This window comes from Microlunatus elymi (assembly GCF_007362775.1).
In the GTDB taxonomy this organism is placed as follows: Bacteria; Actinomycetota; Actinomycetes; order Propionibacteriales; family Propionibacteriaceae; genus Microlunatus; species Microlunatus elymi.
Genome location: NZ_CP041692.1, coordinates 3389727 through 3402920, shown reverse-complemented (window position 1 = coordinate 3402920; position 13194 = coordinate 3389727). Strand labels below are relative to the sequence as shown.

10 protein-coding genes are annotated in these 13194 nt (G+C 66.5%); 7 read left to right on the top strand and 3 right to left on the bottom strand.

Annotation, left to right across the window (positions count from 1 at the left end; translation table 11 throughout):
• From FOE78_RS15185 to FOE78_RS15155, 7 genes are read left to right on the top strand one after another with little or no spacing between them, the layout of a single operon-like run.
• A complete protein-coding gene (locus FOE78_RS15185) occupies positions 1–1176 on the top strand; it encodes an ABC transporter permease (protein WP_228265842.1) in 1176 nt (391 codons plus the stop codon).
• A complete protein-coding gene (locus tag FOE78_RS24435) occupies positions 1142–2281 on the top strand; it encodes an ABC transporter ATP-binding protein (protein ID WP_323125689.1) in 1140 nt (379 codons plus the stop codon). The genes FOE78_RS15185 and FOE78_RS24435 overlap by 35 nt, the downstream gene beginning before the upstream one ends.
• A 4-nt stretch (positions 2282–2285) precedes the next feature.
• Complete coding sequence (locus tag FOE78_RS15175) at positions 2286–3353, top strand: ABC transporter ATP-binding protein (protein ID WP_143987050.1); 1068 nt, start codon at positions 2286–2288, stop codon at positions 3351–3353.
• Positions 3350–4471 carry a sialidase family protein gene (locus tag FOE78_RS15170; RefSeq protein ID WP_143987049.1) on the top strand — a complete coding sequence of 374 codons (1122 nt, stop codon included), beginning with the start codon at positions 3350–3352 and terminating at the stop codon, positions 4469–4471. Before FOE78_RS15175 ends, FOE78_RS15170 begins: the two co-directional genes overlap by 4 nt.
• 2 nt (positions 4472–4473) lie before the next feature.
• A complete protein-coding gene (locus FOE78_RS15165; RefSeq protein ID WP_143987048.1) occupies positions 4474–5907 on the top strand; it encodes a DUF5060 domain-containing protein in 1434 nt (477 codons plus the stop codon).
• The gene (locus FOE78_RS15160; protein WP_143987047.1) at positions 5904–7217 is read left to right on the top strand and encodes a DUF5605 domain-containing protein; all 1314 of its coding nucleotides are present in this window, start codon (positions 5904–5906) and stop codon (positions 7215–7217) included. Before FOE78_RS15165 ends, FOE78_RS15160 begins: the two co-directional genes overlap by 4 nt.
• Positions 7211–9229 (top strand): hypothetical protein, encoded by a 2019-nt coding sequence (locus tag FOE78_RS15155; protein ID WP_143987046.1) that lies wholly within the window; start codon positions 7211–7213, stop codon positions 9227–9229. The genes FOE78_RS15160 and FOE78_RS15155 overlap by 7 nt, the downstream gene beginning before the upstream one ends.
• Here the strand turns inward: FOE78_RS15155 and FOE78_RS15150 are convergent.
• Genes FOE78_RS15150 through FOE78_RS15140 form a run of 3 tightly spaced genes read right to left on the bottom strand, consistent with a single transcriptional unit; the run spans position 9188 to position 13186 of the window.
• Positions 9188–10396, bottom strand: a complete 1209-nt coding sequence (locus tag FOE78_RS15150; RefSeq protein ID WP_143987045.1) for a glycoside hydrolase family 28 protein — start codon at positions 10394–10396, stop codon at positions 9188–9190. The genes FOE78_RS15155 and FOE78_RS15150 overlap by 42 nt on opposite strands.
• A gap of 4 nt (positions 10397–10400) precedes the next feature.
• Positions 10401–11660, bottom strand: a complete 1260-nt coding sequence (locus tag FOE78_RS15145; protein ID WP_143987044.1) for a sialidase family protein — start codon at positions 11658–11660, stop codon at positions 10401–10403.
• A gap of 2 nt (positions 11661–11662) precedes the next feature.
• Positions 11663–13186, bottom strand: coding sequence for a glycoside hydrolase family 140 protein (locus tag FOE78_RS15140; protein WP_143987043.1), 1524 nt, complete (start codon positions 13184–13186; stop codon positions 11663–11665).
• Positions 13187–13194 lie beyond the last annotated feature (8 nt).

Here is a 13194-nt window from a genome sequence, read left to right as displayed (position 1 = left end):
GTGGCCGAGAACATGATCAAACCGATGGCGGTCGAGGAGCGCAGCGCGACTCCGGTGACGGATCCGCTGCCGCCCGAGGCCGACCGGCAAGCGGCGGTCCGCGGCGGCACCGCATCGCAATGGCAGTTGATCTGGCGCAAGTTCCGCCGGCACAAGCTGGCCAAGATCGGCCTGGTCGCGGTGCTGTTCATCTACGCGGTGGCGATCTTCGCCGAGTTCCTGGCGCCGTCGACGCCGTCGGTGCAGGATCCGAAGTACGCCTACGCGCCGCCGCAGGTGTTGCACGTCTACAGCCAGACCGAGGGTCTCGGCCTGTACGTGAACGGATTCCAGGTCAAGCAGGATCCGCAGACGTACGCCCGTACCTTCACCAGCGATCCGCAGCAGCGGATCGAGGTCGGCTTGTTCGTCAAGGGTGCGCCGTACAAGGTCTGGGGGCTGTTCCCGTCCGACCGTCACTTCATCGGACCGAAGGAGTTCGGCCAGCCGTTCTTCCTCTGGGGCGCCGACCGGGCCGGACACGATCTGCTCACCCGAATTCTCTACGGCGCAAGGGTTTCACTGTCGATCGGGTTGGTCGGCGTGGCAATGAGCTTCCTGATCGGCCTCACCATGGGTGGCATCTCCGGCTACTACGGCGGCAAACCGGACACCCTGATCCAGCGGATCATCGAATTCCTGATGGCGATCCCGACGCTGCCGCTGTGGTTGGCGCTGTCGGCAGCCATCCCGGCCGGCTGGGGCCCGCTGACCCGGTATTTCGCGATCACGGTGATCTTGTCGGTGATCGGCTGGACCGGGATGGCCCGAGTGGTCCGCGGCCGATTCCTTTCCCTGCGCGAGGAGGACTTCGTCACCGCGGCCCGGTTGGACGGCTGCAGTCAGCCGCGGATCATCTTCCGCCACATGGTGCCGTCGTTCAGCAGCCACATCATCGCGTCACTGACCATGTCGGTCCCGGCGATGATCTTGGGCGAGACCGGTCTGAGCTTCCTCGGTCTCGGCCTGCAGTCACCCGCGGTCAGCTGGGGTGTGCTGCTGCAGGATGCTCAGAACATCCGGGCGATCCAGACGGCGCCCTGGCTGATGCTCCCCGGCGCGGCGATCTTCATCACCGTGCTGGCCATGAACTTCGTCGGAGATGGACTACGCGATGCTGCAGACCCCTACAAGTGATCATCAAACCGCCGGTGGAGGAGATCGTGACGAGCTGCCGGTGCTCCGGCTGGCAGGGCTGAAGACCCAGTTCGTGCTGGAGGACGGTGTGGTCGACGCGGTGGACGGCGTCGACCTGGAGATCGGCCGCGGCGAGACGATCGCGGTGGTCGGCGAGTCGGGCTGCGGTAAGAGCATGACCGCCCGATCGATCCTGCGACTGGTCGACCGGCCGGGCAAGATCGCCGGCGGCCAGGTGTGGGTACCTGCACCACCGGACTCCGAGGTGCGGGAGCCGCGTCGTCGGCGCGGACTGCTGCGTCGCAAGAAGGACGTGCCCGTGCTGCCGGATGCACCCGACGGCATGGTCGACCTGGTCACGGCCGAGCAGCCCACCATCCAGGCCGTACGTGGCAAGCGGATCGCGATGGTCTTCCAGGAACCGATGACCTCGTTGTCGGCGGTGCACACGATCGGCAACCAGATCGTCGAGGCGATCCGGCTGCACGAGCCGCTGACCAAGGAAGAAGCGCGGCAACGGGCCATCGAGCTGCTCGGTCGGGTCGGCATCCCGGGACCGGAAAAGCGGATCGACAGCTATCCGTTCGAGCTCAGCGGCGGGATGCGACAACGGGCCATGATCGCGATGGCGTTGTCCTGCGATCCGGAGTTGCTGATCGCCGACGAACCGACCACGGCCCTCGATGTCACCACCCAGGCACAGATTCTGGAGCTGCTGAAGTCCCTGCAGCGTGAGTTCGGGATGGCGATCATGTTGATCACTCATGATCTCGGGGTGGCGGCACAGATGGCCGATCGGGTCGTCGTGATGTATCTGGGCAAGGTGGTCGAGTGTGGTGAGCTGCGCAGTCTGTTCGCGCATCCGAAGCATCCGTACACGAGGGCGTTGTTGCGCTCGGTGCCGGCGCTCGGCATGCGTCGCGGAGCCCGGCTGGACCCGGTCCGCGGCATGGTGCCGCACCCGTACGATCGGCCGACCGGATGTGCGTTCCACGACCGCTGCGACTACTTCATCCCCGGTCGCTGTGAGGTGGCCGAACCGCCGATGATCACCGACGACGACGGACACCAGGTGCGCTGTGTGCTGTTCGAGGAGGAGAACTGAGCCGATGAATGTCGTTGCTGAGCAAGGAAATGCGGGCGCCGCGGTGAGCGCACCGCTGCTGATGCAGACCGAGGGGTTGTCCAAGGACTTCCCGATCCGATCGGGCCTGCTGAGCCGGGTGTCCCGGGTGGTCAAGGCCGTCGACGGGGTCGATCTGGCCATCCCGGCAGGTCGTACCGTCGGATTGGTCGGCGAATCCGGCTGTGGCAAGAGCACGCTGGGCCGGCTGCTGCTGCGCGTGCTCGACCCGACCGCCGGCAAGATCAACTACAGTGCGCCGGGCGGCGACTGGATCGATCTTGCTCGGGTGCCGGAGCGGCGGATGAAGGAGTACCGCCGGCAGATCCGGTTGATCTTCCAGGACCCGTTCTCATCCCTCAACCCGCGACTGACCCTGGGCGACATCGTGGCGGAGCCGTTGACCGTGAACCACGTCGCCGGCCGGTCCGAGGTGGAGGAGCGGGTGGTCGAGTTGCTGCGTCGGGTCGGGCTGCGGCCGGAGTATCGGCATCGTTACCCCAACGCCTTCTCCGGAGGAGAACGGCAGCGGGTCGGCATCGCCCGGGCACTCGCCCTGGACCCGCGACTGGTGGTCGCGGACGAGGCGGTCAGCGCGCTGGACGTGTCGGTCCGGGCCCAGATCCTGAACCTGCTCAAGGATCTGCAGGAGGAGCACGAGTTGACCTACCTGTTCATCAGCCACGATCTCGGCACGGTGGAATACATGGCCGACGAGGTGGTGGTGATGTACGTCGGCAAGGTGGTCGAGTCCGGCCCGACCGAGCAGGTCTTCGGCCGGCCCCGCCACCCCTACACCGAGGCGCTGCTGTCGGCGGTGCCGGATCCCGATCCGACCGGGGAGCGCCGGGAGCGGATCGTGCTGCGCGGAGAGGTGGCCGATCCGTCCAACGTGCCGTCCGGCTGTCCGTTCCATCCACGCTGCTTCTATGCCCAGGACCGCTGCCGTACGGAGGTTCCGACCTTGCACAGAACGGACTCCGGGCAGCTCAGCGCCTGCCACTTCTCCGACGAACTGCAACTGCGTGGCATCGAGGAGCTGGGCGCAGCATGATCTTCGAAGACCTTGACGGCGCCGCCGTGCCGACCACGACCGAGCTGGACCCGAGGTTCGACGGCGTGCTCCGCCCGGGCGCAGATGATCAGCGGACCGAGGCGCTGCTGCCGATCCTGCATCCCGGCGACAGTCACGCGGCGTCGCTGGCCGAGACGGCCGACGGCGATCTGTTGTGTGCTTGGTTCAACGGGCCGCAGGAGGGCGATCCGGGCACCAACGTGGTGATCTCCCGGCTGCCCGCCGGTGGCGATCGCTGGCAGCAACCGATCTTGATCGCCGCCGATTCCGAACACTCCGAACAGAATCCGGTGATCTTCACCGATCCGGAGGGCACCGTCTGGTTGCTGCACACCAGCAACACGCCCCATGATCGACGGGACGCGATCGTCTACGCCCGGACGTCGGACGACGGTGGGCGATCATGGTCGGCTCGCTGGGCGTTGATGGGGCCGGGCGTCTTCCTGCGCAACCCGCCGCTGTTCCAGCCCGACGGATCGTGGCTGTTGCCGGTCTACCGGGTCACCGACCAAGGCGAGTACAGCGTGGCGGCGATCAGCACCGACCACGGTCAGACCTGGACCGAGCACGTCGTGGACGACTCGCTGGGTCGGGTGCAGCTGAGCGTGGCGCCGCGTACGGACGGCAGCCTGCTCGGGTTGCTCCGCTCCCGCGACGCGGATCGGATCTACGCGACCGGTTCCGATGATCTTGGTCGGAGTTGGACCAGGCCGGTCCGGACCGAGCTGCCCAACAACAACTCGGCGATCCAGTTGCTGCGGCTGACCGACGGTCGGCTGGTGGTGATCTTCAACGACGCCACCCTGGAGCGTGATCAATTCCGTTGGGTGGACGGACCCGACGGGCCGTTGACCCGGAAGAAGCCGCTGCGGACACCATTGACGCTGGCAGTATCCACAGATGACGGCCGGACCTGGCCGATCCGTCGCAACCTGCAGAACGCCGATCTGGAACACCGCGACCGGCCGATGGGCTACTCCTATCCGGCCCTGCTGCAGACTCGCGACGGGCGGCTGCAGGCGGCGTATTCGATGCTGCGCAAGACGATCAAGCACGTCGTCTTCGCACCGGACTGGTTGACCGGCGGCGAGGTTTGATCATGGTCGAGCGCTGGGGCGTGTACGAGATCGTGCTGACCGGGCCGAGCAGCGGCAACCCGTTCACCGACGTGGAAGTGCAGGCGATCTTCAGCTACCGCAACCGCGACGTGACGGTGGACGGCTTCTACGACGGCGGCGGCCGATACAAGATCAGGTTCTCGCCCGACCAGGAAGGCAGCTGGCGCTACCGGACGGTCAGCCCGACCACCGAGCTGAACGGTCATCGCGGCGACTTCGAGGTCGGGCCGGCGGGAGCCGGAAATCACGGCCCGGTTCGGGTCTTCGGGCGCTCGCTGTTCCGCTACGCCGACGGCAGCCGGCACGAGTCGTACGGCACCACCTGCTATCACTGGACGCACACCGGTGATCTTGATCATGAAGAGCTGACTCTGGCCAGCCTGGCGGAATCGCCGTTCAACAAGGTCCGGATGTGCATTCTGCCGACCCAGGACATGCGTCCGGATCGGCTGGCCTTCGTCGGCAGCACAGCCGAGACCTTGGACCGGACCCGATTCAACCTCGAGTTCTTCTCTCACCTGGAGGACAGGATCGGCGATCTCGGCCGGCTGGGCGTCGAGGCCGACCTGATCCTGTTCCACCCCTACGACAAGGGCCACTGGGGCGTGGACAACATGAGCCCGGAGCTTGATCGTTTCTACCTGCGCTACGTCGTCGCCCGGCTGGCCGCGTTCCGCAACGTCTGGTGGTCGATCTCCAACGAGTACGACTTCAACCACGCCAAGACCGTCGCCGACTGGGACGACCTGCTGCTCTACCTGCAGCGGATCGATCCGTATCGGCGGCTGGCCTCGATCCACAACGGCACCCGGATGTACGAGTACGAGTCGATCTACGACTTCGACAAGCCGTGGACCACCCACCAGAGCATCCAGCATTGGGACGCCGCGCGGGCCGAGGACTGGCGGGCGCGATATCCGCGACCGGTGGTGATCGACGAGATCGGCTACGAGGGCGACGTCGATCGCCGGTGGGGCAACCTGACCGGTCGAGAGATGACCCGGCGGTTCTGGCACGGAATGGCCGCCGGCGGATTCGTCGGGCACGGCGAGTGCTACGTCGACAATCCCAACGGTCATTGGATTTCTCGGGGCGGCAGGTTGATCGGTGACAGCCCGCAGCGGATCGCGTTCCTGCGCTCGATCATCGACGAGGCTCCGGCCGACTGGACCGACACCGCCGATTACCGGCTGATCTACTTCGGTGAACGGGTGCCGGCCGAACACTTCCTGGAGCTCGGCGACGAAGATCATCTGATCGACGTGATCGACACCTGGCAGATGACGGTCGAACCGGTCCCGGGCCGTCACCGCGGCCGCTGCACGGTCCCGCTCGGTCGCAGTGATCTCGCCCTCCGCGTACGCCGGGTCCGACGGCGGACCGACGCGACGAACAAGGTCAGGGAGGTCGCGTGATCACCGAACGCTGGGGCGTTGCCGAACTCGACGTCACCTCGACGCCGGGCGCGACGGTGATCTTTGAACACGACGGCGAACGCCGCTACGTCGAGAGCTTTCCGAGTCGGGGAAGGGAACTCGTCCGCTTCTCACCGGAGTTCGAAGGACTGTGGCGATACCGCATCCTTGATGCCGCCGGGCGGATGGCCGGCCACGGTGAGCTGGAGTGCGGCCCACCTGGGCCCGACAACCACGGGCCGGTGGTGATCGTCGACGAGCTGCGATTCGGCTATGCGGACCGGACCCCGTACACCCCGATCGGGACCTGCGCACGCTGGTGGCACCGCGCCGAATCTGCCCAACGGGCCGCGACACTGGCACAGTTGGCCGACGCACCGTTCACCAAGATCAGGATGGACGTGCTCGCCGACGGTTCGGCCACCGCACCGGCCGAAGCAGAGCTGGATCAGCTCGAAGCCGCCGTACGGGAGCTCGCCGGGCTGGGCATCCAGGCAGAGTTGGTGATCTTCACACCCGAACTGCTCGCCGATCCTGCCGTGGACTGGCGCGGCTACCTGCGGCCGCTGGTGGCCCGATTCGCCGCCTTTCGCAACGTGGCTTGGTGTTTGGCGATCGATCCGGATCGCTGGCCCGCTGACCATCCGGCGTCGACGGATCAGTTCTGGGACGAGGTGTTGCGGCTGTTGGCCGAATGCGATCACGGGCAGCGGCTGCGAACCATACAGGCCGGCGTCGGCTTCGACTTCGGAGCGCGGCTGATCACCCATTGCAGCCTGCATCATGATCAACCTCGAGTCTGTTCGGTGTTGACTCGGCGATACCGCAAGCCCGTGCTGGTGGACGACCTTGGCATGGAGGGCGACGCGGCGAACCACGACGGCAGTCGAAGTGCCGAAGACCTCGTCGCCGACATCTGGGAGGCGGTCTGCCGTGGCGGCTTCGCCGGCCACGGGGAGTGGTACGACAACCGTTGGTGGGCGGTCGGCGGAGAGCTCAAGGGTGCCGCACCGCCCCGGCTGGCACTGCTGGGGTCGATCCTGGACGAGGCGCCGATCGGATTGCGTTACGGATCCGTCTCGTACGATGCCTCCACCTTGGAGGTGCCGGGCCAGTACTACCTGCAGTATCTGGGCGCGCACCGATTCCGGCATCGGCGCTTCGAGCTGCCGGCCGACGCGTTGTTCCGGGTCGAGGTGATCGACACCTGGAACCTGCGACGGGAACTCGTCGCCGATCGGGTGTCCGGGGAATACCTGCTGGAGCTCCCGGTCCGGCAGTACAACGCCATCCGGATCACCCGGTGCTGATCGATCGTCGGGTCGCGCTGTTGCTCGGCGGCGCGGCGGAAGATGATCTTGCCGAGTTGCTCGGCTCGCTGCTGCTGGTCTCAGTGGGTAGGCCGTGGAAGCCGCTGGCTTCCGGTCTGACGGACGTCTCGACCACCGTCGGGGCCGACGCCGTGCTGATCACCGGCCGGGTTGATGATCTTGTGTTGCGGGCGACGCTGACACCGACCGGGGATCGGTTGGCGATCAGGCTCGACTGGCGCCAGGGCGGTGACGACGTGCTGCGCGATGTGGTGCTCGGCCTGCTGCTGCCCGCGCCGGCCGGCGCCCGGATCACCATCCCGCAGGTGATCCACCACGACAATCCGTCGGTCGATCCCGAGCGGACCGTGCCGCACGTCGGCCGCGGCGGCTTCGTCACCCAGACCCACCGGCTGCCGATTCCCGCGGTGTGCGCGGAACGTGCCGGCGAGGCGGTGATCCTGGCCGCGGACGTGTCTTCGGACGCCTTGGTAGGCGGCTGGGACGGGGGCTCTCTGGGCGCCGCGAGCGATCCGGACCGGACGGTGATCATCGCTGCCGGTGGAGCGATCATGTTCGACGGCCGGCCGGACGTGGACTACGTCCACAAGCAGGTGATCACCGAGCATCAGGCCGGCTATCGTGATCTTCAGCCCGGTGATCAACTTCGGCAGGGCTACCTGATCGAGCGAACGCGGATCACCCCGCCAGGGCAGGGATTCCGGCGGTTGACCGCGTTCGCGGACGACCTCTTTCCGCCGGGCCTTCCGGACGCCGCGACGACGCTGTCACGCGGCCGGACGATCGAGTTGAAGACCAGCGCACTGGATGCTCGCTGGTTCGCCGACGGCGACGTCGCGGGTTATCTGAAGTTTCCGGCCTGGGGCGAACCCCGCAACAAGCCCGGCCGACCCGACCACGACTTCCTGTACGGCTGGACCGGGCAGTGTCTGCGGCTGGCCTGGTGCGACGCCCGGCTGGGGCTGCGCAACGACGAGCCCGAACGGCTACGGCGATGCCGGCAGGTGGTCGAGTTCTACCTGCGAGGTTCGGCCACCGCGGTCGACGGAATGCGGCTGAATCACTACGTTCACGACGATCGGCGCTGGGGCGGATTCCGGTTGGCCGGCGCGCCGATGATCTCGGCGCGAGCTCACGGCGAGACGCTGGTGGACCTGGCGGAAATCACCGAGTTGTTCCGCGACGCCGGCAAAATCCCCAACCAGGACTGGATCGCCGCGGTGGTGTCCGGTGCGGATTTCGTGCTCAAGACGCTGACCGCGGACGGCGTCGTGCCGATCGGCTGGCGGACGGACGGGACGCCGATCCAGCAACGCCGCGGGTTTGCCGGAGTACCGGCAGCTCACGCGGTGGCGTGGGCCCACCGGCTCAGCGGAGAGCAGCGATTCCGGGATGCTGCGATCGAGTTGGCTGAGGCCTATCATCGGTTGCCGGGGCCCGGCTTCGAGCGACCGTACGCGTTCGCCACCTTGGATGCGGCCTGTGAGGACAAGGAATCCGGGCTCGGCTATCTGCGGTTCTTGATCATGATGCACGAGCTGACCGCGGACGCCCGCTATCTTGAGCGCGCATGCGGCGTGGCCGACTGGCTGTTGACCTGGGTGTATCACTGGTCGCCCGAGCAGCCGGCCGGTTCGATCCTCGAGCGGGCCGGTTTCCGGGCTCGGGGCTGGCCCGGGGTGAGCGTGCAGAATCATCACCTGGATGTCTACTTCCCGACCCATGCCCTGTGGCGACTGGGCCGGTTGACCGGCCAGGATCGCTTCTGTCGTTGGGCGATCGAGGTCGACGTGGCGTTGCGGCAAGGGATCTGTACGAGGCCGGGTGAGTGGGGTTTCGAGGTGGCGGGCGAGCAGACCGAGGCGTTCTTCGTCACCGACTGGCAGCAGCGCGGCGCCGCCAACACCTGGAACCCGTCCTGGGTGATCGCCCTCCCGCTGTGGCAGGCGCTACTGCTGGAGGCCGATCACGTGCTCGATCCGGTCGGCTGAACGCATCGACGCGAAGCTGCAGTCGATCAAACGGACGTCGGTGATCGGAGCCTCGGGCAGACCGACCAGATTCAGTGCAGGCGCGGCGGTCGCGGCGGTGACCCTGCTGAACTCGATGTCACGAACCGTCGGCGGATACGGCCCGCTGCGGACGTTCTCGTAATCGAGGGCAATCTCGATCACCGCATCGGCGACCGAACCGATCGTGATGTCGCGGAATCGTACGTTCTCGATCACCCCTCCGCGGCGGGGACTGGACTTGATGCGCAAAGCCCGCTTGAGATCCGGGCTGTCCATCGTGCAGCGTTCGCCGACCACATTGCGGATGCCGCCGCTGGTCTCGCTGCCGAGCGTGATACCGCCGTGGCCGGCCCGCATCAGGCAGTCGGTGATCACGACGTTCTCGCACGGCACGTTCACCCGGCGCCCGTCGTGATCCTTCCCGGACTTGATCGCGATGCAGTCGTCGCCGGTGTCGAACGTGCAGCCGGTGATCAACACGTTGCGGCAGGACTCGGGATTGCAGCCGTCGTTGTTGGGACCGTGACTGTCGACGGTAACGTCCCGGATGATCACGTCCTCGCAGAGCAGCGGATGCAGCACCCACATCGGCGAGTTGCGGATGGTGAGACCCTCGACCAGCACCTGACGGCAGTCGACGAACTGGACGAAGCCGGGCCGCAGCCGCGATCCGCTGCCGAAGCGGCGTTCGGCCACCGGGACACCGGCCGCGGCGGCGTCGAGCAACTCCCGTTTGGCCGGTCCATCGCCGGCGTCGCCGCCGGCTCGGGTCCAGTCCCACCAGTGATGGTCATCGGCGCTGCCGTCGAGAATTCCCTTGCCGGTCAGGGATATGTTGGCCCGGCCGGCTGCGTACACGAAGGGGGAGTAGTTGTAGCAGTCCACTCCTTCGTAGCGGGTGCGGACGATCGGCAGGTAGTCGTCAGGATCCTGACTGAACTGCAGCACCGCACCGGCGGTCAGATGCAGGTCGATGTCGTCGAGCAGGTGGATCGGCCCGGTGTGGTAGGTGCCGGGTGGAATGACCACCCGGCCACCACCCGTCCGTGCCACGTCGCCGATCGATGCGGCGATGGCAGCGGTGCAGTCCGTACGGCCGTCGGCAACCGCGCCGAAGTCGGTGATCTTGACAACAGCCGAGCCCATCGCCTCAGCCCTGACCCATTCGGAACTTGCACCTGTCCACCGAGCTGACCCGGCCGTTGCGGAACTCGGTCGCACCCCAACCGTCCTTGGACAGCAGGCTGACGCCGGATTCGAGGTACTGCTCGTTGAAGGTGATCTCCGCCATTCGGTCGCGATTTGCCGAGTACGCCATGTGGATCATCCCGTCGTCGGACTGGATCAGATAGGGGTACGTGTACTGCGGCCCCATCGCATTCTCCACGTCCACGGTGTAGCTCCAGGGCGGTGTCCAGGTCTTGGTCTTGTCCGTGGACAAGGAGATCCGCAGCGGAGAGTGGTGTTCGACCCACGGGTTGTAGCCGACGACAAGATCACCGTTGTCGAGCTTGAGCAGCGCGACCCGGGAGTTGGGATTGCCGAGTTCGCTGCGTTCGGGAGTGGACCAGGTGCGGCCGTAGTCGGTGGACTGGGTGCGGTAGACCGAGCCGTCGCCGGTTCGCAGGTAGGCGAGCAGATGGCCCGGTTCGAGCTCGACCACGGTCGGCTGGATGGATCCGTTCGGCGAGTGCAACCAGTCCTCGTGGTTGCTGGGGTAGGCCGTCCAGGTCTTGAGGTCCGGGCCGGCGATCATGAACCCGGAGGTGGAGGCGGCCTCGTCGTAGACCGGCAGCAGCACCTCGCCGTTGCTCATCCGGAACGGACGGGTGCCGGTCATCAGACCCCAGTCCTGGTGGATGTAGGTCGGTGCCGACCAGCTGCGCCCGTTGTCGACCGACGAGATCTGCCGGATGCTGGACTGCTCCCAGCCGTGCCCGAAGATCGTCACGAAGAAGGCGTGGACGACCTTGCCATCGGTCCACAAGATCGGATTGCCGTCCGCCTTGCCCGGTTCGTCGAACAGGAGTTGAGGCTTCTGCCAGGTCGATTCGCCCTTGGGCAGCCGCGACAGATAGAGATTCTGGTCGGCCGAGCCCTCGCTTTTCCCGCCGTAGAAGGCATACAGCAGGTCGCCGTTCGGCGCTTGAGCCAGAGTGCCCGCGTGCACTCGCCACTTGGTGATGTCGGGCGGCAGATAGGAGTTGTCGGGCAGCGGCAGATACTGCCGGCAGGCGTAGCCACCGGCCGGGCCCTGCGCCACACCGGGGCGGCCGTCGGCCGACGCCGCGGTGCCGGGCAGGGCAGCAGAGCCGACGGCAAGCAGGGTGAGCGTTCCGGCTGCAGCGGCGGCAACGGTCAGCCGTACCTTGCTGAGCAGACGCGGTCGCTCGGAAGTGGCCCGTTTCATGATCAGGAAACCTCACCCGGCCGGGCGAACTCCTGGGCCGCGTCGTCCAGCACCAGCACCCAGTCGTTGCCCGGGGCCGGCCGGCCGGGCGGATCGAACCTTCGTACGCCGGAGTTCTTGAGGTGTCCGAGCGGCCGGCAGCTGCCGTCCTTCGGCCGATACCACCAGGCTTTCAGTACGTCTCCGGACAGCTTGCCGAGCTGCAGTGAGAACGAGCGACCGGTGTAGATGTAGGCGAACAGGAAGTCGTCGCCGCGGGTGGTGATCAGATGATCATGCTGGAAGCCCGGGTCGCCGATCACGACGGTCGGGTCGTAGATCCGCTGGAAGTAGGGCCGCGACAGCATCAACTGCTGCAGGTGTTGGACCTGCCCGGCGCCGGGATCGTGGATGGCCTCGTCCCAGTACTTGGTCACGCCGTAGGCGCCGGTCGGGCCGTCGGAGGGCAGGTGCATGGACATCACCGCGCCGTTGCCGTAGGTGTGTCCGCAGGCGCCGGCGAAGACGGACCAGTAGGCGTAGCGGCGGACGTCGTCGTCGTTCCACAGCGGCTGAGTGGGATCGTGCAGACCCTGCGGAATCCCTTCGTAGCTGGGCTCTCCGTCCAGAGTGGGCTTCGGCGGGTAGAGCTTGTAGTCCTCGATCACGTCCTTCCAGTTGCCCTCGCCCTTCCACAGGGTGGGTAGCTCGACGCCGGTGACCTCGGGGGTCGCGGCGTCGAAGGACTGCTGGTAGGTGCGGTGGCCGGACTGGAACATGTTGAAGTCCAGCCAGTCCGCATCGTGGAACCAGGTCGACGAGGAGTAGCGGCCGAACGGGTGGAAGGTGATCAGGTGATTGGGGTCCGCCTTCCGGATCGCCGCGCCGAGGGTCAGCCACACCGGCAGTGCTTGATCGGCCTTGGTGTCGCCGCCGTTCAGCCAGACGATGTTGGGCTTGTCCTTGTAACGTTTGCCGATCCAGTCGCCGTACCAGGCTGCGTCGTCTCCTGTCAGCTGACCGCTGGTGACGATCGAACCCCAGACGGTGTCCATCGCCATGTAGATGCCGTGCTGAGCGGCCTGATCGACGATGTAGTCGACATAGCTCCAGTAGGCCGGGTTCGGCTGGCGGATCTGATGTTGGACGAACGGTGTCTCGCCGTCGTGGTTCTTGTAATCGAGGCTGGCCGGGACCACCTGCAGTTGCGCGACGTTGAAGCTCTTGCGCCGCCGATCGGCGAAGTACTTGCCGATGTCGTCCTTGGAGAGCTTGTGCAGCAGCCAGGCGGTGTCACCGAGCCAGAAGAACGGTTTGCCGTTCTGGTGCTGGAGAAAGCGGCCGTTGTCGGAGACGATCAGCCGACCGTTCTTCCACGGCGCGGTGCCGCTGCCGTGGTCCGGCTTCCGCTCCGGTGCGGCTGCAACTGCTTTCGTTGCGTGCAAGGTCCCGGCTGCGACTCCTACCGCGGCGCTTGCGGCGAGCACTCTGCGGCGGGAGACTCCGGTGGCAACGTTGGTCGGGGCTTGAGTCCCGGCGTCCGACATCTCTTCTC

Bases quoted from the DNA above. Each gene is read 5' to 3' on its own strand.
- FOE78_RS24435 (WP_323125689.1), top strand. From the start codon at position 1,142: ATGGACTACGCGATGCTGCAGACCCCTACAAGTGATCATCAAACCGCC.
- FOE78_RS15175 (WP_143987050.1), top strand. From the start codon at position 2,286: ATGAATGTCGTTGCTGAGCAAGGAAATGCGGGCGCCGCGGTGAGCGCA.
- FOE78_RS15170 (WP_143987049.1), top strand. From the start codon at position 3,350: ATGATCTTCGAAGACCTTGACGGCGCCGCCGTGCCGACCACGACCGAG.
- FOE78_RS15165 (WP_143987048.1), top strand. From the start codon at position 4,474: ATGGTCGAGCGCTGGGGCGTGTACGAGATCGTGCTGACCGGGCCGAGC.
- FOE78_RS15150 (WP_143987045.1), bottom strand. From the start codon at position 10,396: ATGGGCTCGGCTGTTGTCAAGATCACCGACTTCGGCGCGGTTGCCGAC.
- FOE78_RS15145 (WP_143987044.1), bottom strand. From the start codon at position 11,660: ATGAAACGGGCCACTTCCGAGCGACCGCGTCTGCTCAGCAAGGTACGG.
- FOE78_RS15140 (WP_143987043.1), bottom strand. From the start codon at position 13,186: ATGTCGGACGCCGGGACTCAAGCCCCGACCAACGTTGCCACCGGAGTC.